This is a genomic window from Candidatus Pelagibacter sp. PS_28, from assembly GCF_059417885.1.
Genome location: NZ_CM182070.1, coordinates 889,064 through 910,557 on the forward strand (window position 1 = coordinate 889,064; position 21,494 = coordinate 910,557).

The 21,494-nt window shown below is 30.2% G+C and carries 22 protein-coding genes and 1 riboswitch; of the genes, 9 read left to right on the forward strand and 13 right to left on the reverse strand.

Going from position 1 to position 21,494, the window contains the following annotated elements:
• The first annotated feature begins 3 nt into the window (after nucleotides 1-3).
• The gene (locus tag AC5SMR_RS04865) at nucleotides 4-1,455 is read left to right on the forward strand and encodes a protein adenylyltransferase SelO (RefSeq protein ID WP_494576420.1); all 1,452 of its coding nucleotides are present in this window, start codon (nucleotides 4-6) and stop codon (nucleotides 1,453-1,455) included.
• A gap of 5 nt (nucleotides 1,456-1,460) precedes the next feature.
• Here the strand turns inward: AC5SMR_RS04865 and AC5SMR_RS04870 are convergent, their stop codons facing one another.
• The gene (locus AC5SMR_RS04870; protein WP_011281860.1) at nucleotides 1,461-2,564 is read right to left on the reverse strand and encodes an NAD(P)/FAD-dependent oxidoreductase; all 1,104 of its coding nucleotides are present in this window, start codon (nucleotides 2,562-2,564) and stop codon (nucleotides 1,461-1,463) included.
• An 8-nt stretch (nucleotides 2,565-2,572) separates the two neighbouring features.
• The gene (locus AC5SMR_RS04875) at nucleotides 2,573-3,040 is read right to left on the reverse strand and encodes a TspO/MBR family protein (RefSeq protein WP_011281859.1); all 468 of its coding nucleotides are present in this window, start codon (nucleotides 3,038-3,040) and stop codon (nucleotides 2,573-2,575) included.
• Nucleotides 3,041-3,061: 21 nt separating this feature from the next.
• Between AC5SMR_RS04875 and AC5SMR_RS04880 the strand changes: the two genes are divergently transcribed.
• A complete protein-coding gene (locus AC5SMR_RS04880; RefSeq protein WP_011281858.1) occupies nucleotides 3,062-3,823 on the forward strand; it encodes an SDR family NAD(P)-dependent oxidoreductase in 762 nt (253 codons plus the stop codon).
• On the opposite strand, the gene AC5SMR_RS04885 is transcribed toward AC5SMR_RS04880, so the two are convergent.
• The 10 genes from AC5SMR_RS04885 to AC5SMR_RS04930 form a co-directional block, all read right to left on the reverse strand.
• On the reverse strand, nucleotides 3,820-4,368 hold the full coding sequence (locus AC5SMR_RS04885; protein WP_494576423.1) for a DUF3833 domain-containing protein: 549 nt from the start codon (nucleotides 4,366-4,368) through the stop codon (nucleotides 3,820-3,822). The two genes, AC5SMR_RS04880 and AC5SMR_RS04885, sit on opposite strands and share 4 nt — an antisense overlap.
• Nucleotides 4,369-4,381: 13 nt before the next feature.
• Nucleotides 4,382-5,560 carry a class I SAM-dependent methyltransferase gene (locus tag AC5SMR_RS04890; protein ID WP_494576425.1) on the reverse strand — a complete coding sequence of 393 codons (1,179 nt, stop codon included), beginning with the start codon at nucleotides 5,558-5,560 and terminating at the stop codon, nucleotides 4,382-4,384.
• Nucleotides 5,560-6,327, reverse strand: coding sequence for a DUF1365 domain-containing protein (locus tag AC5SMR_RS04895; RefSeq protein ID WP_494576427.1), 768 nt, complete (start codon nucleotides 6,325-6,327; stop codon nucleotides 5,560-5,562). The genes AC5SMR_RS04890 and AC5SMR_RS04895 overlap by 1 nt, the downstream gene beginning before the upstream one ends.
• Entirely contained in the window at nucleotides 6,320-7,564 is a 1,245-nt protein-coding gene (locus AC5SMR_RS04900) for an NAD(P)/FAD-dependent oxidoreductase (protein WP_494576429.1), read from the reverse strand. Before AC5SMR_RS04900 ends, AC5SMR_RS04895 begins: the two co-directional genes overlap by 8 nt.
• A 12-nt stretch (nucleotides 7,565-7,576) precedes the next feature.
• Nucleotides 7,577-10,435, reverse strand: coding sequence for an aminomethyl-transferring glycine dehydrogenase (gene gcvP, locus AC5SMR_RS04905; protein ID WP_494576431.1), 2,859 nt, complete (start codon nucleotides 10,433-10,435; stop codon nucleotides 7,577-7,579).
• On the reverse strand, nucleotides 10,436-10,816 hold the full coding sequence (gene gcvH / locus AC5SMR_RS04910; RefSeq protein ID WP_006997244.1) for a glycine cleavage system protein GcvH: 381 nt from the start codon (nucleotides 10,814-10,816) through the stop codon (nucleotides 10,436-10,438).
• Nucleotides 10,813-11,919 (reverse strand): glycine cleavage system aminomethyltransferase GcvT, encoded by a 1,107-nt coding sequence (gene gcvT, locus AC5SMR_RS04915; protein WP_027306688.1) that lies wholly within the window; start codon nucleotides 11,917-11,919, stop codon nucleotides 10,813-10,815. Before gcvT ends, gcvH begins: the two co-directional genes overlap by 4 nt.
• Before the next feature lie 77 nt (nucleotides 11,920-11,996).
• Nucleotides 11,997-12,086, reverse strand: a riboswitch (glycine riboswitch).
• Between the two features lie 24 nt (nucleotides 12,087-12,110).
• Nucleotides 12,111-12,992, reverse strand: a complete 882-nt coding sequence (locus AC5SMR_RS04920; RefSeq protein WP_494576433.1) for a DMT family transporter — start codon at nucleotides 12,990-12,992, stop codon at nucleotides 12,111-12,113.
• On the reverse strand, nucleotides 12,979-13,932 hold the full coding sequence (locus AC5SMR_RS04925) for a 5-oxoprolinase subunit C family protein (protein WP_494576435.1): 954 nt from the start codon (nucleotides 13,930-13,932) through the stop codon (nucleotides 12,979-12,981). The genes AC5SMR_RS04920 and AC5SMR_RS04925 overlap by 14 nt, the downstream gene beginning before the upstream one ends.
• Nucleotides 13,925-14,611 (reverse strand): 5-oxoprolinase subunit B family protein, encoded by a 687-nt coding sequence (locus AC5SMR_RS04930; RefSeq protein ID WP_494576437.1) that lies wholly within the window; start codon nucleotides 14,609-14,611, stop codon nucleotides 13,925-13,927. The genes AC5SMR_RS04925 and AC5SMR_RS04930 overlap by 8 nt, the downstream gene beginning before the upstream one ends.
• A 27-nt stretch (nucleotides 14,612-14,638) precedes the next feature.
• On the opposite strand from AC5SMR_RS04930, the gene AC5SMR_RS04935 reads away from it, so the two are divergent.
• Genes AC5SMR_RS04935 through AC5SMR_RS04945 form a run of 3 tightly spaced genes read left to right on the forward strand, consistent with a single transcriptional unit; the run spans nucleotide 14,639 to nucleotide 16,563 of the window.
• On the forward strand, nucleotides 14,639-15,412 hold the full coding sequence (locus tag AC5SMR_RS04935; protein ID WP_494576439.1) for a 5-oxoprolinase subunit PxpA: 774 nt from the start codon (nucleotides 14,639-14,641) through the stop codon (nucleotides 15,410-15,412).
• 3 nt (nucleotides 15,413-15,415) lie between these two features.
• On the forward strand, nucleotides 15,416-15,907 hold the full coding sequence (locus AC5SMR_RS04940) for a tetratricopeptide repeat protein (protein WP_494576441.1): 492 nt from the start codon (nucleotides 15,416-15,418) through the stop codon (nucleotides 15,905-15,907).
• Nucleotides 15,908-15,948: 41 nt separating this feature from the next.
• Nucleotides 15,949-16,563, forward strand: coding sequence for a YjbE family putative metal transport protein (locus AC5SMR_RS04945; protein WP_006997251.1), 615 nt, complete (start codon nucleotides 15,949-15,951; stop codon nucleotides 16,561-16,563).
• Here AC5SMR_RS04945 and AC5SMR_RS04950 read toward each other — a convergent pair.
• The gene (locus tag AC5SMR_RS04950) at nucleotides 16,560-17,306 is read right to left on the reverse strand and encodes a maleate cis-trans isomerase family protein (RefSeq protein ID WP_494576443.1); all 747 of its coding nucleotides are present in this window, start codon (nucleotides 17,304-17,306) and stop codon (nucleotides 16,560-16,562) included. The genes AC5SMR_RS04945 and AC5SMR_RS04950 overlap by 4 nt on opposite strands.
• 163 nt (nucleotides 17,307-17,469) lie before the next feature.
• Between AC5SMR_RS04950 and AC5SMR_RS04955 the strand changes: the two genes are divergently transcribed.
• From AC5SMR_RS04955 to AC5SMR_RS04970, 4 genes are read left to right on the forward strand one after another with little or no spacing between them, the layout of a single operon-like run.
• Nucleotides 17,470-18,636, forward strand: a complete 1,167-nt coding sequence (locus AC5SMR_RS04955) for an LLM class flavin-dependent oxidoreductase (protein ID WP_494576445.1) — start codon at nucleotides 17,470-17,472, stop codon at nucleotides 18,634-18,636.
• The gene (locus AC5SMR_RS04960; RefSeq protein ID WP_494576447.1) at nucleotides 18,636-19,223 is read left to right on the forward strand and encodes an amino acid synthesis family protein; all 588 of its coding nucleotides are present in this window, start codon (nucleotides 18,636-18,638) and stop codon (nucleotides 19,221-19,223) included. The genes AC5SMR_RS04955 and AC5SMR_RS04960 overlap by 1 nt, the downstream gene beginning before the upstream one ends.
• Before the next feature lie 4 nt (nucleotides 19,224-19,227).
• Nucleotides 19,228-20,010: an alpha/beta fold hydrolase gene (locus AC5SMR_RS04965; RefSeq protein ID WP_494576449.1), complete on the forward strand. Its 783-nt coding sequence runs from the start codon at nucleotides 19,228-19,230 to the stop codon at nucleotides 20,008-20,010.
• Nucleotides 20,011-21,492 carry an aldehyde dehydrogenase gene (locus AC5SMR_RS04970; RefSeq protein ID WP_494576451.1) on the forward strand — a complete coding sequence of 494 codons (1,482 nt, stop codon included), beginning with the start codon at nucleotides 20,011-20,013 and terminating at the stop codon, nucleotides 21,490-21,492. It abuts the gene before it with no gap.
• Nucleotides 21,493-21,494: the final 2 nt, after the last annotated feature.

Sequence of the window (21,494 nt, forward strand, 5' to 3'; positions counted from 1 at the left end):
AAAATGACAATTGGTTGGCATTTCGACAATAGTTATTCAAGATTACCAAAAACATTCAAAGAAGATATCAACCCTGTTGCAGTAAGTGCACCAGAAATATTAATATTAAATAAAGATCTAGCAAATAAATTAGATCTAGATTTTTCAGATGTTAATGATGAAGGTTTATCAAAAATTTTTTCAGGAAATATGTTACCTGAAGGATCTAACTCTATAGCGCAAGCCTACGCTGGTCACCAATTTGGTCATTTTACAATGCTTGGTGATGGAAGAGCCGTTTTAATTGGTGAACACTTAACCAAAAATAATGAACGATTTGATATACAATTCAAAGGTTCTGGTAGAACCCCATTCTCACGAAGTGGTGATGGTAGGGCTGTTTTAGGCCCAATGTTGAGAGAATATATAATAAGTGAAGCAATGCATTTTTTAAAAATACCTACTACTAGAAGTTTAGCGGTAGTTAAAACTGGTGAAGATGTGGTTAGGGAACAAATTTCACAAGGTGCAATTCTTACAAGGGTGGCCTTAGGCCATCTAAGAGTTGGAACATTTCAATACATTGCTGCAAAACAAAATATTAGTGATTTAGAAATCTTAATTAATTACACAATTGAAAAGTACTACCCCAATATAAAATCATCAAAGAATAAAGCATTAGACTTACTAAATGTTTTAATCGAAAAACAAACCCAACTTGTAATTGATTGGATGCGTGTTGGTTTTATTCATGGGGTTATGAATACTGACAATATGTCTATCTCTGGTGAAACAATAGATTATGGTCCTTGCGCCTTTATGGATGTTTATGATCCTAAAACAGTTTTTAGTTCAATAGATCAACTAGGAAGGTATGCCTATGAAAATCAACCAAAAATTACCAAATGGAATTTAACAAGGTTTGCTGAATGTCTAATTCCTCTTATTAGTGCCAATGAAGATGAAGCGATTAAATTAGCCACAGAAGCTTTAGATAAATTTGAACAAAATTATGAAACAAAATGGTTAAATATGATGAGAGATAAACTTGGGTTATATGGTGAAGATAAAGAAGATAAAAATTTAATTATGGAGTTATTAAATTGGATGTATGAAAAAAAAGCTGATTATACAAATACTTTTATTTTTTTGATGAATAAGACAATTAAGAATTCTGAAGTTTATGATAATGCGGACTTTGTTTTATGGAAAACTAAATGGATGAAAAGATTAGTAATGTTTGGTAACACTCATAATAAATCTATGGACTTAATGAGTTCTTCTAACCCAATGGTAATACCTCGTAATCACAAAATTGAAGAGGCTTTAACATTAGCTAATAATGGTGATTTAACCTTGTTTAATAAATTAATTGAAATTTTAAAAAATCCATATCAGGTTAATGAAAATGATTTAGAATTAATGTCCCCTGCTCCTCATAGTCATGTGAAGTATCAAACTTTTTGTGGAACTTAAATTATTTATAAAACGTAAGGTTCTGGTCTAGCATTATTATCAAGAACTCTTTCAACAGAAAAATCACTAATATCAATCGTTTGATAAGATCCTGTAGAAATTAATTCAGTTAATGCTCTTCCTATTCCAGGGGCTTGCATTAATCCTCTACCGGTAAAACCTGAAGCCATATATACATTTTCGTATTTAGGGTGTTTACCAACTACGGCATTATTGTCTAATTTATTACAATCATAATAACCAGCCCATCCACCAGTTAATTTTAATTCTTCAAAAGCAGGAATTCTTTGTGCTAATGCAGGCCATACTAATTCTTCAAAATCATTCCAAGCTGGTTCTAGATCAGTAGCATCAAATACTGAATTAGGTGAACCTGCTAAATACTCTCCACCCTCAGGTCTCCAGTAAACGCCCGTTGTTAAATCTCCTGTTAATGGCATTTCTTTAATATATTTAGGACATTTAACTCTAAAAACTGTGTGTTTTTGTGGAACTACCGGAATATCTTTTAATAATTCTTTAGTCCAACATCCTGCTGCCGATATAATTGTTTTAGCTTTGATATCAGAAATATTTTTTACTTCGCCTTTAATAAATTCAGCACCTAATTCAATTGCCTTACTTTTTAAGGCGCTATGAAACATGAAAGGATCAATCCATCCCTCACTTTGGTTGTCAGTATAAGTTGCTGTTTCAATACCTTCACTATTTATATAAGGAAATATTTTTGATAGTTCAGAACCTTTGATATTTTTAGTTCCAGCTTCACAAGCTTCATGATTTTTTAAGGCTTCATATTGTTCCTCAGCATGCTCTGGACCAAACATTAACAAGTATCCATTTGTAACCATGCTTGCTGTAGGATTTGGATTTTTTTCAGTTTTAAGTAATTCTGGTATTTGAAAAATAAATTCTCTAGCAAACTTTCCAAGTAATATGTTTTCTTTTTGAAAAAACTGTCTTCTAAATCCACCAAGGGACAATGGAAATGAAGCTGTTTTATAAGTTGGGTCTCTTTCTATAACTTTTACTTTTCTACCTTCTTTAGATAAAAAATAAGCTGTAGCAGTTCCAATTATTCCACCACCTACTATTACTACATCATCCATAATTTATTTTAATTTAATATGATTAAACTTATATTAAGAAGTAAAGCAAAGAGACACCAAAGTAAATAAGGAATCATTAAATAATAACTATACAAGTTGACACGCTTAAATCTAATTATGAGAATAATTATCAATAAGATTAAAATTACTAATACAATCATAGCTAAAACTATTTTATGAAAAACAAAAAAAACTATACTCCAAGTTGTATTAAAAATTAAATGAATGAAATAAAGGTAAATAGTGTTCATGTCTCTATTTTTACTATGCCAAAATTTCCAGATAGCAATTGTCATAAAAAAATAGAGTGTTGTCCAAACTGGTGCAAAAATCCAATCTGGTGGATTAAATGAAGGTTTGATGATTAAAGAATACCAAGGCTCTTTAAAACCTACAGTAGCTAAACCTCCTATTGCAGATGCAGAAAAAGTTACAAGAGCAAACAATAAAAAAGATAAGAATTTGTTTTTTAACATATTTCTATTATACAATAGAATATGGAAGATAAAAAAGTTATTTGGATAACAGGTGCAAGTAGTGGAATTGGTAAGGCTCTTGCAATCAAATTTGCAGAAAATGGGTGGATGGTTGCTGCATCTGCAAGACGAGAAAATTTATTAAATGAACTTAAAAAAATTAATCAAAATATATTTCCTTTTCCCCTGGATGTTACTGAAGTCGATGCATGTAAATTAGTCGCAAAAGACATAATCAAACAATTTAATAATATTGATATCTGTGTGTTCGGTACTGGCATGCATGATCCAAAATCCGAGAAAAAATTTAATTTAGACAAGATAAGAGAAATAATGGAAGTTAATTATTTTGGAACCATGAATTCAATTAATTCAATCTATGATTATTTTTCTGAGAAAAAAAATGGCCAAATATCTATAATTTCTTCTGTTGCGGGCTATAGAGGATTGCCTGCAGCTGGTGCATATTGTGCTTCAAAATCAGCACTTACCAGCTTTGCTGAAAGCTTAAACTTTGATATGAGAATGAAGAATGTGCGTGTTTCGTTAATCAGCCCTGGTTTCATAAAAACGCCTATGACTGATCAAAATGATTTTCCAATGCCCATGATCAAAACTCCAGAATTTGCTGCAGATGAAATTTATAAAGGATTAGTAATCAAAAAAAGTTTTGAAATACATTTCCCCAAAGCCTTTACCTATTTTTTAAAATTCCTTCAAATGCTACCTAGTAGTTTATATTTTAAACTAGTTGCTAGAGGTATGAAGAAGATTGATTATTAATTTTTTTTAAAGAAAACTGTCAATTCACCAACTTTAAATCCAAACTTTGTAAGTGTAGCTCGATTAATTGCAACATCTTCATCCTGTTTAAAAATCCAATCATCAAAAGAAACTTTAATATTCTTTCCTTTGAATGGGACCATTAAATCGTACTCAAATTTAAAAGCTGATCCATATTGATAACCTTTAGCTGTACCCACGACATCAGGTGCAGTACCTTCATAGTAATTTTGATCAATCTTTTTGATTTTCCATATACGATTTTGTTTTTCTCCGTCTGTCCAATAAAAATCTTCTTTAAGAGTTAAAATATCTCCCTCAAAACTACCTGTCATATCAGCTTTAAACTGTCTAGTAACTTTACCACTACGGTCTTGTAGTAGACCCCATGCTTTAACCGGACCATTAAAATATTGCTCTATAGTCATAGTTGGTTCTGTATTTTTGAAATCTGTTGGCTTCATAGAATTACTGTTTATACAACTTGCTGTAAAGAATAAAGCAAATATTAATACTGTTAATCTAATTATCTTTAAGTTTATCATGTAGCTCCTATAGTTATTTATTTTGTAGTGAAAATTGAATTAAGTCTATGTTTTTTGATTTAAAACCAGCTTCACAATATGAAAGGTAAAATTCCCACATTTTTTTAAATTTTAAATCAAAGCCTTGTTTTTTAATTAAGTCCCATTTTTTATTAAATATTTCTCTCCAAATAATCAAAGTCTCGGAGTAATGATTGGCATATGAATTATACTCACCAAATTTTAAACCATTAGTATCAACATAATTTTGTAATTCGCTTTTAGAAGGTAAAAAGCCACCAGGAAAGATATACTCTTGTATAAAATCTTTTTTATTTTTATATCTATTAAATAAACTATCATCGATAGTTATGGCTTGAATACCCACTGTACCTGATGGTGTTAAATTATTTTTAATCGTATTAAAATAACTATCTAAATAATTTTGACCTACGGCTTCTATCATTTCTATAGATGCAATATGATCATATTTCCCCTTTAAATCTCTGTAATCTTTTATTTCAATATTAACTTTTTCGTTAAGTCCACATCGATGAATTCTCTCTTTAGCAAATTCATATTGTTTTTTGGAAATAGTAATACAATCTAATTTAACATCATAATTAGTACCTAAATACTCAGCAAAACCACCCCAACCACAACCAATTTCTAAAATTTTATTACCACTTGAGGGTCTTATAAGATCAATTAGTTTTTGATATTTATTGTTCTGAGCTTCAAAAAGTTCTTGTTTGGGGCTTTCAAATATAGCACTGGAATAGGTTAAAGTTTTATCAAGCCATAATGAAAAAAAATCATTTCCTAAATCATAATGTTTGGCAATATTTTCTTTACTTCTATTTTTAGTATTTTTTATAATTTTATTTTTAATAAAATTGATAAAAGGCAAATCGAAGATTCCAGAAAATTTATAAATAGTTTTTATATTCTTTGCTGTTAACTCAATCAAATCAGAAAGATTATTTGTTATAAAAAGATCTTTCATATAAGATTCTCCTAAACCAATACTTCCACTTTTAATCAAATTATAATTGAGACTTTCATCTTTAATTTCTAAAAAAACTTTTAAATTTTCATCAGGGTTGCCAAACTTTAAAACTTCACCATTTACTTTTTTAATTTCAAGAAAACCATGCTTAATATTTTTTAATGCACTAAACACAATCAAATCTGAAATTTTGTAAATTAACATTAGTTTTCAATAGTAATATTATTTTTAATATTTAATTTTTTTTTTATAAATTTAATTCCTTTTGTCCATAATTTAAATGCCTCATAATGTATCGCTATAATGATTTTGAATGTCATTAATGGATGTTTTAAATAAGATTTAAATAGGTTTTTATTGGTCAATTCACTTTTAATACCATCTTGTGAAGCATATAATACTTTGCCAACTGGATCATTCAGATCAATTATTACAGATATTTTATTACCAGGTTTCAATAGTCTAAAAAAATAAATGCAATTCATTTCTATAAATGGAGATACATGAAATTTCTTCTTACACATATGTTGAATCAGATTTTGGTCTTTTTTAGTTTTAAAAACATAAACATGTTGCTCGCCAAATGTGTTTTTTACTTCATATAAAATAGATATTAGATCAAAATTTTTGTCGTAGACATAAAAAACACTTAATGGATTAAATACATATCCAAATATTCTTGGGTAACATAAAAGCTTAATATGAACATCGTTAGTTTCAATATTATTTTTTCTAAGATTATCTAAAACCCATTCCTTAAGAGAGCTGCCATCTCTTGCTCCATGGTCTTTATCAAAGAAACTAATAATATTTAGTTTATTGTATGAAAATATTTTTAAAGTTTTGTGTAGTAAATCTATTTCCGATAAATCTATAAGAAGTGAAAATACATTGTAATTAAAACTATGAATTTTGGGCTTAAATCTTTTATGAATTACATTTCCTGTATAAATATAAGAATTTTTAATCATTAAGTGTTTTTAGCATATCAATAGAAGATTTTATTCCATCCTCGTGAAAACCATAACCAAAATAACTACCACAAAATAAAATATGTTTTTTATTTTGAATTTTATGCAGGTTACTTTGATTGGTTAATGCTTCTGTATCGTAATAAGGGTGAGTAAATGCTACTTTTTTAAATATCTTATCATTTGGAATTTCTTTAAATGGATTAATTGTTAAAAAAATATTTCTATCTATCTTTAAATTTTGTAATTGATTTATCCAATATGTTACAGCTGTCTTTTCATTATTATTTGAGTCCATTGAAGAATTCCAAGCACACCATGCTTTTTTATTTTTAGGCATAATACTTTCATCAAAATGTATTACTGCAGTGTTTGCTCTATATTTAAATTTTCTTAATATTGACTTTTCGTCTAGTGTTGGATTATCAATTATCTTTAATGCTTCATCTGCATGGGTTGCTATTACAACTTTATCATATTCAAAGAACTCATTTTCCTCCCCATAAAAAATTTTAGCACCTAAATCATTTCTAGTGATTTTATTTATATTGTAATTCTTAAAATGTTCTCCACTAACTTGGCCTATTATCTTATCGACATAAGTTTTGCTTCGATTTGTAACCGTAAACCATTGAGGTCTATCTTTAATTTTAAACAGTCCATGATTCTTGAAAAAGCTTAGAAAAAAAGATAATGGCATTTGTTTCGCTTCATATGGAGGCATCGACCATATAGCAGATACCATTGGTATAATATGATAATTAATAAAATATTCTGAAATTTTTATTTCTGTTAAATACTCCCCTAATGTTATTGAGCTAATTTTTTTAATTTCTATTTTTTCACAGTTTTTATAAAAGCTTAAAATTTCAAAAAACATTTTTAAGAATTTTGGATTAAATAAATTTTTTTTATTAGAAAAAATTCCACCTAATCCTTTTCCACAATATTCTAATCCACTATTTTCTACAGTAACAGAAAATGACATATCACTTTTTTCAATCTCTATTTTATTTTCTAAAAAAAAATTAATTAAATTTGGATATGTTTGCTTATTAAAAACCATAAATCCAATATCTATTGGAATTTCTTTGTTAGGGTTGTAAGCAACCTTTATTGTATTTGCGTGACCCCCAAATTGATTTTCTTTTTCAAATAAATCAACTTTATGTTTTTTAGATAGGTAATAAGCAGCACTTAATCCTGATATACCAGCACCTACTACAGCAATTTTCATCGTAGTAAATATTTAAGCTGCTGTGTCTTCGTACTCTTCCATAGATGGACATGTGCAAAACAAGTTTTTATCTCCATAAACATTATCTACTCTACCAACTGGAGGCCAATATTTATTTGTTCTTAAAAACTCTGAAGGATAAGCGGCCTCTTCTCTTTCATACTTATGATCCCACTTATTGGATGTTAATTCAACGTGAGTATGTGGCGCATTCTTTAATGGGTTGTCAGTCTTGTCATATTCACCAGACTGAATTTTATCTATTTCTTGTTTTATCTTTATAAGAGTAGAACAAAACTTATCAATTTCACTCAAACTTTCGCTTTCTGTAGGTTCAATCATCATTGTACCAGCAACAGGCCAAGACATTGTTGGAGCATGATAGCCAAAATCAATCAATCGCTTTGCAATATCTTCTTCGGTGATCCCTGTTTCACTTTTTATCGTTCTAATATCAATGATACATTCATGAGCTACATTGCCACTTTTACCCTTATATAAAATTGGAAAAGAGTCTTTTAATTTATGGGCAATATAATTTGCATTTAGTATTGCAACTTGTGATGCTTTTCTTAGGCCTTCAGAACCCATCATCTTTATATACATCCATGAAATCGATAAGATACTTGAGCTACCCCAAGGAGCTGCAGATACCGCTCCCATTCCAGTCACTGGACCACAATCTTTTATCACAGAATGTTTTGGCAAAAATATTTCTAAATGTTTTTTACAGGCTATTGGTCCCATACCAGGTCCACCACCACCATGAGGTATACAAAATGTTTTATGCAAATTTATATGACAAACATCTGGTCCAAAATTTCCTGGTTTTGCAATACCTACTAATGCATTTAAGTTAGCTCCATCCATGTAAACTTGTCCGCCATGATTATGAATTAACTCACATATGTCAGTTATTTTTTCTTCAAATACACCATGTGTTGATGGGTAAGTGACCATAAGGGCAGCTAAATTTTCTGAATGTTCTTCAGCTTTATTTTTTAAATCTTCATAGTCTACGTTTCCATATTGATCACATTTAACAACAACTACTTTCATACCAACCATTTGAGCACTAGCCGGGTTTGTGCCATGCGCTGAACTTGGAATTAAACAAACATTACGATTTGTTTCACCATTTTTTTCATGAAATTTACGTATTACCATTAGACCAGCAAACTCTCCTTGAGCACCAGCATTTGGTTGCAATGAAACTCCAGAAAATCCAGTAATTGATCTCAGCCAGTTTTTCAAATCTGTAAATAATTCTCTATAACCATCCATTTGCTCTACAGGAGAAAAAGGATGTGGCTGTGAAAATTCTTTCCAGGTAACTGGTATCATTTCTGCAACTGCATTAAGTTTCATAGTGCACGAGCCTAAGGCAATCATAGATTTATTTAAAGCAATGTCAGAGTCTTCTAATTTTTTTAAATATCTAAGCATTTCTGTTTCTGAATGATAACTATTAAAAACTGGATGATCTAAATAAGTTGAAGTTCTTAATAGGTTTTTTGGAATATTAGATAAACTTTCATTCATAGACTCTTTAATTGTTTCTGAACAATTAAAGATTTTTAGTAACTGATTTGCTCTAAAAAGATTTTTTCTCTCATCAAAAGATACTGCTAACATTTCAGAATTCACTTTTCTGATGTTTACTCCTTGATCTAACGCATTTTTGTATATCTTCTCTGTTTTATCTAGAGTTTTTATTGTTACCGTATCAAAAAATTCATTTGAATAAAGTTCATAACCAGATTGCTTTAGTTTATCTGCAAAATTTTTAGTTAATTGAGAGACACTTTCTGCAATTTTTTTAATTCCTTGTGGACCATGATAGACAGCATAAGCTGCAGAAACTATTGCTAAAAGTGCCTGTGCAGTACAAATATTACTTGTAGCTTTGTCTCTTCTTATATGTTGCTCTCTTGTTTGAAGGGCAAGTCTATATGCTTTTTTCCCATGTCTATCTACTGACACACCTACTATTCTGCCTGGCATTGATCTTTTATATTCATCTTTTGTAGCAAAAAATGCTGCATGGGGACCACCATAACCCATTGGAATTCCGAAACGTTGTGAGCTACCGACAGCAATATCGGCACCTAACTCAGCAGGTGTTTTTAGTTTAGCAAGTGCTAACAAATCACATGCTAAAACTGCTTTTCCATTAAATTTATGTATTTTACTAATAGCCTCACTTGGGTCTTTAATATCTCCAAGAGTTCCTGGATATTGAATGATACCACATATAATATCTTCTTTAATATCTTTATCTTCGTCACCAACTATTATTTCTAGGCCTAAAGGTTCAGCTCTTGTTTTAATAACATCAATTGTTTGAGGATGACAATTTTTTGAAACAAAAACTTTTTTAGATTCAGACTTGGATATTCTATAACTCAATCCCATAGCTTCCGCTGCAGCTGTTCCTTCATCTAAAAGAGAGGCATTAGCGATATCCATTCCAGTAAAGTCAATTATCATTTGTTGAAAATTTAATAACATTTCCAATCTTCCTTGTGCTACTTCTGGCTGATAAGGGGTATAAGAAGTATACCATCCTGGATTTTCTAAAATATTTCTAAGTATTACATAGGGAGTATAAGTTCCATAATAACCCATTCCTATAAAGCTAGAATAAATCTTATTTTTTTTAGAAATATCTTTTAATTTTCTAAGTGCTTTATATTCAGAATTTGGATCACCAATATCTAAATCATCTTTAAGAAGAATTTTTTCTGGTACAGTATCTTTTATTAAATCATCAAGATTTTGGTATCCCAACTCTTTAAGCATAACATTTTGTTCATCAATAGATGGACCTATATGTCTTTGTATAAAATCTTTTTGAGCATTCTTTAACATTTAACTACCACTTTCTTTTGAAAATTTTTCGTATTCTTCTTTATTCATTAATGAATCCATTTCAGACTTATCAGTAATTTTTAATTTAAAAAACCATGCTTCATTTTCTGGATCAGAATTAACTTTTGCAGGATCGTCAACAATGGCTTGGTTATTTTCGATAATTTCTCCAGATACAGGAGTATAAATATCACTTGCAGCCTTTGTAGACTCTACAACTCCAGCATTGCCATCTTTAACTACTGAAGATCCTATTTCTGGTAACTCTACGAAAACAATATCTCCTAGCATTTCGGTTGCATGTTGTGTAATTCCTACAACAGCAGTGTCTCCATCTAACTTTATCCACTCGTGTTCTTTAGAATATTTTACTTCACTCATTTACTAGCTCCTTTCACATAACTTTTTTTATAAAATGGCAAATTACTTATAATTGCCGGATATTTTTTTCCTCTCACTTCTAAAAAAACCTTAGTATCAATTTTAGAAAATGAATTTTCTACATAACCCATTGCAACTGGGGCCTGAACACTCGGTCCAAAAGTTCCACTTGTAATTTCTCCAATATTTTTATCATCCTCACTAAATATTGAAGTTTTTTCACGGGCTATAATTCTTCCTTCTGGCTTAATACCTACGCGGATTTTACTTACTCCTTTCTCTATTTGAGATTTAATTTTTTCGCATCCAATAAATCCACCCTCAAGAATTCTATTTTTTGATATCGCCCATTTTAAATTTGCTTCTACTGGGCTTTTATTAATATCCATGTCATGACCATACAAACAAAGTCCCGCCTCCAGTCTCAAGGTATCTCTGGCACCTAATCCAATTAAATTAGCCCCTTCATCTATGAGTTTTTGCACAAACACTTCTGCGTTCTCATTTTTGATCGATATCTCAAATCCATCTTCACCGGTATACCCTGATCTTGTGATATAAACATCTTCTTTAAGATAATTAAACGTATCACCATTCATAAATTTTAGATCTGATACTCCATTGATTATCTTTTCTAGTATTTGGACTGCTTTAGGACCTTGAATTGCTATAAGCGATAGCTCTTCACTTAAAATCATTTCATACTTATCTTCTAACAATTTAGTTAAAAGTTTAAAATCTGTATTCTTACAAGCAGCATTTAATACAATGTTAAAACCACCTTCAACTTTTGTGATAATTAAATCATCATAAATTCCTGCTTCATCATTCATTAAAAAACTATATTTGGATTGATTTAATTTAGCCTTACTCAATTCAGCTGGAAAAATTTTTTCAAGATCTTTTGCCAACTTATCATCTCCTTTAATGAATAACTGACCCATATGGGACACATCAAAAATACCTGCATTTTCTCTTGTACTTTTGTGTTCCTCAATAATTCCTTTAGAATATTGAATTGGCATTTGATACCCAGCAAATGGAACAAACTTAGCTCCATGCTTTTGATGTAAACTGTAAAGTGCGGTTTTTAAAATATCCATATTAACTTACTGTACCCATCTGTATGTTTGCCTGAGAGTTTTATTCCGTCGGCGAGAACTTAATCTCTTTCCAGAGTTAATATGTTACGGTCCTTTTGCCTGAGAGATTCCTGGGTGGTTGCTCCTTCGGCGCTACGATTGTTTGTAGTCTCTCCCGTATATAAGAATAATCTACCAGATATGTAACAGAGTCAATTAATAATTTTTTCTTTTTTATTTGAAAAAAGTAGTGAGTAAAATTGCAATAATACAGCAAAAAGAATTACTCCTCCTCCGATTAAAGTAAATAAAGAAGGTCGTTCAGCTGCAAATAAAAAGGCCCACATTGGCCCCAACACAGATTCGGATAACATGATTATACCAACCATTGCAGATGGTGTACTACGTGCACCCATAGTTATAAATATAAAACCAAATCCTACTTGGAAAAAACCTGCTGTAAAACCTAAAAATATATCATGTGAAGAAATCATAAGCTTCTCAGATAATAAAAATCCAATAAAGCATGAACTCACACCAGCTATAAATTGAGCTGGCACCATGTCAACTGTAGGAAATTTTCTAACAATTATAATTAAGACTGCAAATGTAATTGGCATGCTAAAAGCCGCTAAGTTTCCAGACATCTCTCCCGGTGATAAAGAATTACCTACCATTAATAGGACACCCGTAATTGCTAAAATAATTGAAGCTAAGGTAATAGATGAAATTGTTTCTTTTAAAAAGAAATAACCAAATATTGCTAAAAAGAGTATTTGTGTCGAAATAATAAAATTAGTATTGGCAACAGTTGTATTATACATCGCAAAGACGTACCCACAAAAACCAAATGATAAAATAACTCCACCAATAAGTCCTGGTAAACCCGAATCGTAAAACGCTTTAAATAATTTTTTTTTATAAGTAATTATTAAAAAAAGTAAGACTGTAAGCGAAAAAAATAAAGATCTCCAAAATAATATTTGCCATAAGGTTGATCCTTCAAATGATTTAACAATCAAGCCTCCAAAACTTAAGCAGCAAGCTCCCATAAAAACTAATATAGGACCTGGAATTTTATTAATTACATTCATTTAAATATTTATTTGTATCTTCTGTGTATGCTTTAAATATATTCTGAGCTTCTTCAAGACTTACTTCCTTAAAATTTATAATAGTGCCTGGTGTTAATTGACCTACTCGATCTAAGTCTGCTGAAATAACAACACCTATTTTGGGATATCCACCTATAGTTCCGTGATCAGACAACATTACAATAGGGTTTCCATCAGCAGGTACTTGTATTACTCCTTTTACAAGACCTTCAGATTTTATATTAGAGCTAACAATGTTTTCTAACTTAGGACCACTTAGTCTAATACCCATTCTATCTGTTAATTTTGTAACTGAAAATTCTTTGTTAAAAAAATTATTTTGTGCCTCTTTTGAAAAATAATCAAAATTGGTACCTTTAATAACTCTAATTATATTATCTGGAACTTCTTTATAATCAATTTCTATTTCTTCAATTTTTTTAAAATCATAATTTTTTATAAAAATTTTATCTTTTATAGAATATTTTTTTCCATTATTTGGACCAACATTCGCCTTGGTATTTATAGAATAACTATTCCAAGTTTTGTTCAATTCTAAACCCCCACTAATTGATAAATATCCATAAGCAGTATTTTTTGTTGATATTAAATCAATTTGATCTTCGTCTTCTAAAATATAGTTTTTATAACAAACACCATTTTCAATGTTTGAATTTTTTCTAATTATCTTGAAAAGCACATCCCCAGTAACACTAAGATTAATTTTCCCATTTTTTAATTTTAGAAGTGGACCCTGATAAGCAAATTCAATAACAGCTTCATCTAAATTATTACCAACTAACTTATTGCTTAGCTTATAATTTCTTTGATCAATTGCCCCACTTACAGTAATACCCACATAATACATGTGATTTCTTCCTCTATCCTGAATCGTTGTGTTAACTCCTGATCTTATAATTTCAAAATATGAACTACTCATTCCAGTCTAGATACTCCTCCTTAGAAATTTGATAAAAGATCACTTTATTGCCTGGTTTAATTAAGGTTGGATCTAATAAATTTGATTTATCAAAAACCTTTTTTGGCGTGTTGCCGATAATATTCCAGCCACCAGGGCTTTCAAAAGTGTAAATATTTGTAAATTGTTCGGTTATGGCAACAGAGCCTTTTGGAACTTTTACTCTTGGCGTTTCCAATCTATCGCATCTGATACCTTTATTAATATCTCCTAGAAAAGGCATACCAGCAATAAATCCTGTCATGTAGCAAAAATATTCTTTACCAAAATATAGTTCTAATATTTTATCTTTATCTATATTCAATTTTTTAGTTAGCCTCAAAAAATCTAGTCCATACTCATCATCACAACAAACTGGTATTCTAATTTTTTGATTATTATCTTTAATATCTCTACTAATAGTTAAACCTTCTATAAAATTTTTAATTTTTTTATAGTTGGTTATAGATAAATCAAAATTAATGATTAATTTATTATAAGAGGGTGTTAAATTAATTATTCCTTCAATTTTTTTATCTTTTATTAATTTTGATATATGGTGAAAATAATCTATGACATTTCCATTTATTTTTTCATTAACTTCTGAGCCAAAATCACAATATACTGCTGCATCACCAAGATTTGATATATTTTTAACCATGCCATGTTATACTAGAGAGTAAAGAGTATGGAAATTAATATCAATTGTGATTTAGGAGAAAAATCTAAGTTTCATTCTATCGAGAATGATCCAGAATTACTCAATATTGTAAATTCTGCCAACATTGCATGTGGTTACCATGCAGGTGATGAACAAACAATGGAGATGGTTATTCAAATTTCAAAAAAAAATGGTGTTAGTTTGGGTGCCCATCCATCATTTAAAGATCCTGAAAACTTTGGAAGAAAAAGAATGAATTTAAGCTCCTTAGAAATAAAAAAACTAATTTTTGACCAATATGAAATATTACAAAAAATTGCTCAAAAATATAATGAAAATGTTACTCATATTAAACCCCATGGGGCTCTTAATAACATGGCTTGTGAAGACCTGGAATTAGCTACAACTCTAGCAGTGGCAATAAAAGAGCTTAATAAGGATATTATTTATCTGGTACCAACGGGTTCGCAAATGGAAGTTGCTGCTAAGAAAAATGGTTTGAAAATAGCTTGTGAAATTTTTGCAGATAGAAATTATGAAGATAATGGAAATTTAATTTTTAGAAGTAAACCAAACGCTTTAATCACTGACCCTGAATTAGCAAAAAACCATGTATTGAGCATGGTTAAAAATCAGGCAATAAATTGTCTCAGTGGTAAACAGATACCTTGTGAGATTGACTCGGTTTGTATACATGGTGATAATGCAAGCTCATTGGCAACTGCAAAATCTATCAGAGATAATTTAGTTGATAATGGCTTAGAACTAAAACCTTTAAATAAAATGGATAAATTTAATTAAAATATGAAAAAACTTATTTATACTTTACTAATAATTATAGCTCTCACTAATAATTCATTTGCAGCAGGAAGTAGCAGTGATAGCGATTCTACTCCTAAAGCTTCAGACTACACAAAAGCAAAAAATTTGATTAACTCAGCTAAGAAATATGAAAAAAAAGGAAAAACTGACAAAGCACAAGAAAGATATGCTAAAGCACAAAAGCTTCTTTTAAAATCTAATGATGAAAAACCACTGCAGGCAGATACTTTAAATTATTTAGGTTTTACTACTAGAAAACTTGGAGATTTTGAAGGAGGTGAAAAATTTTACTTACAAGGCCTAGAAATTGAACCTAATCATAATGGAATAAATGAGTACCTTGGTGAGCTTTATGTAGTTACAAACCGAATAGATATGGCTAAAGAAAGGTTAGAAGTTTTAAAATCTTGTAATTGTGAAGAATATGAGGAACTAAAAGAAATTATCGACGGATCAAAGAAGTCTAAATATTAAAACATTGAATTAAAATAATTATTTAATATTATAAAAAAATCTTGATCGAAGAATTCATAATTTTAACTCAAATCATATTTATAGATATCATCTTAGCAGCTGATAATGCTATTATTATTGGATTAATTGCTGCTAACTTTGTACCAAAAAATAGAAAGCAAATAATTCTCTGGGGTGTTGCTGGAGCTTTAGTTTTTAAAATTATTTTTGCTCTTTTTGCTACTTACTTATTTGAATTTTATTATATTAAAATTTTAGGCGGACTACTTCTAATTTGGATTGTTAATGATTTAAGAAAAGATTTAGTTGAAATGAAGAATAAGATTAAATCACCAGTAAAAAAATCAACAGAACCTTCATTTGTAAAAAGTATTTATAAAGTTTTATTTGCAGATATTACAATAAGTTTTGATAACGTTATTGGGGTAGTTGGTGCTGCAAAAGGTCATTTTGGCTTCATGATATTTGGTCTTGTTTTATCTGTGGTATTGACTGGAGCATTAGCTACTTATTTAGCTAATTATATTCAAAAAAACTTATGGATAGCCTATGTAGGGCTTGGTTTTATTTTAATAGTAGCACTTCAGTTAATTATTGGTGGATTAAATGATTATGGTGTCTTATCGATTAATGAAACTTTTAAACAATATTTCTAATTAACTTCAAAAATTTTTCCAAACCCAACAACTGGATCTTTATTTCCAATTAAGTTTAAAGTGTCCCAAATTAATGTTTGATTACTTGATAAAACTATCTTGTTCAATTTTTTTTCAAGTTGATCTATTATTGATAAGACTGGCAATGCAGTGCAAGACACAAATAATGCATCACTATCTTCTAGATCTATTTTGGATAAAACTTCAAATAAATAGTCTTCATCAACTTTTCCAATATCTAAATCAGATGCAATATCAAAATAAGTTAAAGAATTAACGCATACGTTTTCTTTTTCAAAGTAACTAACTACAGAGTCGTTTATTGTCTTTGTATAAGGTGTAAAGATAGAGATTTTATTAATACCCATTACATTTAAAGCTTTAATTGCAGAAGTTATAGGAGTTGTCACTTTTGCTTCAGGCTTAGCTAAATTTACTTTATCTTTTATCACATCATACCCAGCAGCAACTGTCCCTGACGTACAACCATATGCAACACAATCTATTTTTTGATCTGGTAAAATATCTTTCGTAACATCGGTAATGTCATCAGCCATTTTAGCTAATGTTTCATTGGTTAGAGGGTTATAACAATGAATCCGGTTAACATAGAGATCTATATCTCTTCCATAGATCACGTTATTAAAATCCTTTTCAATTCTAAAATCACTACCCAGCGTTATAAGACCAATTCTTGGGTTCGATTTTGAAATGTATTTTGGCTCAACCTTGTTTAATTTCATAAATTATCTGTAATATTTGGATTAAATATATATTGAATAAAGAGTCTAGTTAAAATAAAGTTTCAAAAAAGCGTACATAACTCGTCGTTACTAAAGTTTAAACACTAAAGAATACGAAAGTGGGATCAGTCGTCTTTAAATTTAACTATTTAAGGGGGTTTGAATGAAATTTGGATATTTTTGTAACACTACTAACTGGAACCATAAACCATACGATCAATTATTAAATGAAACCCAAGAAATCACTACTTACTGTGATGAAAATAATTGGGACTCTATTTGGTATACCGAACATCACTTTAATCATGAAGGAATGGAATCTTGTACAAATCCTTTAATGATGGGTGTGGATGCAGCCGCAAGAACTAAACAAATTAGAATTGGTCAAGCTTGCAATGTAATTACATTTCATAACCCTATCCGTCTTGCAGAAGACATTGCTTTACTAGACCAGTTGTCAGGTGGAAGAGTTGATGTTGGTATTGGTAGAGGAATATATGGAAGAGAAGCTATCAACATGAACAAAGAGGCTGATTTAAAAGATCAGGCAAAAAATTTTAGATTGTTTGATGAGTCATTAACCATAATGAAAAAAGCATGGACTGAAAAATTTTTTAGTCACCAAGGTGAATTTTATAACTACCCTACACCTGGATTTAATTGGCAACATGACATGAGTCCACCTAGTGAAGAATTTCTTGATACAAAAACTAATGAAATAAAAAAAATTAGTATAGTACCAAAACCAAAACAACTACCTCATCCACCTATATGGCAGGTTGTTGATGGTGCAAGATCAATTGAATGGGCAGCGCAAAATGGATTGAACACCATAATGTGGATACCAACTGTAAAAGCTTTAAAAACTAGATTTGAAATTTATAGAGATGCAAAATCAAAAACTGAAAATAGAGAAGTACCGCTTGGAGAAGGTATATCTTTAGTTAGAGATATGTTTGTTGCAGAAACTATGGAAGAAGCTGAAAAATTAGCTGGCGAACATATTATTAATTACATGAAGTGGGTTTGTCATTGGAGAGGTTTGGGTAATCATATGGATCCAGGAGAAGAATTGCCAGAAACAAATCACAAATTAGATTTGCTTAATTATGACTTTCTACATAAAAGAAATTTATTATTTGGAACACCGGAGTATGTTGTTAATAAAATAAATGAATTAAAGTCTGAATTAAATTTACAAAACCTTCAAGTTTGGTCTAATTTTCCTGGAATAGATCATGAAGCTTGCATGAGAAGTATAAAGTTGTTTAATGATGAGGTTATACCAAAGATTAATTTAGACAATTCAAGTATAGAAAAGGCAAGTTAATGAAATTAGAGCTTAGAAAGTTTACAAAATTTGTAGATAAGACTTTTATTGAAGGCGGTAAAGAAGCTAAAGAACCAGTTTTAATGGTTTCTGTTGCTGCTGTATTTAAAAATCCATGGAGTGGAAAAGGTTTTGTTGATGATCTTAAACCAATCATTTTAGATTTAGCACCTAAGTTAGGTGATATTTTAGTTCCAGAGCTTATAAAAGAGATTGGCTCACCTGAAAAAATTTTAGCATATGGAAAAGCTGGTACGGTCGGGCTTGATGGTGAAATTGAGCATGCATCCTCATTTATTCATACATTAAGATTTGGTAATAAATTTAGAGATGCTGTTGGGGGGACATCTTATTTGAGTTTTACCAATACCAGAGGTCCAGCTGGATCAAAAATGTCTATTCCAATGATGCATAAAACAGATTCAGGTCTAAGGCCTTATTATTTAACTCATGAATTCACAATTCATGATGCTCCTTTTGATGATGAAATTGTTATAGCAATTGGTGGAGCCTCCACAGGTAGAGCTCATGCTAGAACGGGTGATCGTTATCAAGACATGAAAGAAATGGGAATAGATCCCAAATAAATTAATGTTTCAAAATTTTGATCCCAATCAAAATTATTATTTATTTAATGATAAAGATACAATTCCTGTAGTTTTTATTCATGGAGTTGGACTTGATCAGCGGATGTGGGAACCCCAAATTGAAGCTTTTAAAGAATATTCAATAATTACATATGATTTATTGGGGCATGGAAAAACTATTCTTAATAAAGAAGATGTAACATTAGATGATTTTTCAAATCAACTAAAATCGATATTAGAATATTTAAAAGTGGATAAGATTAATCTTGTCGGTTTTTCTTTAGGCTCTTTAATTGCACTAAATTTTGCCTCTAAATTTCAAGACAAGCTAAACAGCCTTGTTGTAATGGGTACAACATATAAAAGAACTTCAGAACAAAGGTCCTTAGTTATAGAAAGATTTGAACAGGCTAAATTAAACAAACCTATTTCAAAACAAGCCCTAAAAAGATGGTTTACTGATCAATACTTAAATGACCATCCAGAAACTTATAATCAATTTATAAAAATTTTGACAAAAAATAAAAAAAATCATTTAAACTTTTTAAAAGCTTACAAGTTATTTGCTTATCATGAGGATAATAAAGATATAATTAAAAATATTAAAACTAGGACCCTTGTGATGACAGGTTCAAATGACTCAGGATCTACTGTCGAGATGTCAAAATCCTTATCTAATGATTTAATAAACTCAAGTTTTATTGAGATAAATAATGGAAAACATCTTTGTAGTATAGAGTGCGCAGATGATGTTAATATCAATCTTAAAAATTTTATTAATAAATAAATGACAAAAATTCAAAACTTTAAAATGTATATAAATGGACTGTGGGTTAATTCAGAGTCTGAAAAAACAATAGAAACTGTAAATCCAGAAAACAACGAAGTTTGGGCAACTGTCCCTGAAGCTAACGAAAAGGACGTAGATAAAGCAGTTAAGGCCGCACAAAATGCTTTTGAACAATCTTGGTCAAATTTACACCCAAGAGAAAGAGCTAAATACTTAAGATCTCTTGCAGATCAATTAAGACAAAATGCTGAACATCTTGGTACAATAGAAACAATTGATACAGGAAAAATTTTTAGAGAAACAAAAACACAAGCTAACTATATTGCTGAATATTATGATTATTTTGCAGGACTAGCCGATAAAGTTGAAGGAACAGTTGTCCCAATTGATAAACCAGACATGCAAGTAACAACTACTAGAATACCTATTGGTGTTGTTGCTGCAATAATTCCTTGGAACTCCCAAATGTTATTAACTGCAGTAAAACTAGCACCCGCATTAGCAATGGGTAATACAGTTGTAATAAAAGCTTCTGAACTAGCGCCTGTAACATTATTAGAGTTTGCAAAACTAGTTGAAAAATCAGGTATACCCAAAGGGGTTGTAAATATAATTACTGGTCTAGGTGAGCCGTGTGGCAAAGCTCTAACTACACATGACCTTGTAGAAAGAATTGCTTTTACAGGTGGTCCTGAAACTGCAAAACATATTGTTAAAAATTCTGCAGAAAATTTATCTCAAGTAAGCTTAGAACTTGGGGGAAAAAGTCCTGTTGTCGTATTCGATGATGCCGAGCAAGAGAACGCACTAAATGGAATTACTGCTGGTATCTTTGGTGCAAGCGGTCAAAGCTGTATTGCAGGATCACGACTTTACATACAATCTAAAATTTATGATGACTTTTTAAATAAGCTAATAGCCAAAGCAGAAAAAATAAAATTAGGAGCTCCTATGGATAAAGAAACTCAAATGGGACCTTTAAATAGCTATAAACAACTAGAAAATATAGAAAAAAATATCAAAGCAACAGTTGAGCAAGGTGGAAAAATTAGATGCGGTGGAAAAAGGTCTAATATATCTAGTAAAGCTTATTATTTTCCAGCTACAATTATTGAGTGTGAAAATCATAATTTGCCTACAGCAGAAAATGAATTATTTGGTCCAGTTTTATCTGTTATGAAATTTGAATCAGAAGAGGATGTGATTAAATTAATGAATGATAATAAATATGGCTTATCTTCTGGAGTTTATACCTCTAACTTTGGAAGAGGTTTGAGAGTATCAAAAGCAATTAGAGCTGGAATTACTTTTGTAAATACCTACAGGTTAATTTCACCCATGGCTCCGTTTGGAGGAATTAAAGATAGTGGATATGGAAAAGAAGCAGGAATTGAGTCAATTAAGGAATACACAAGAATAAAAACCACATGGTTAAATTCATCGGATAAACCAATGACTGATCCATTTACAATGGGTTAATT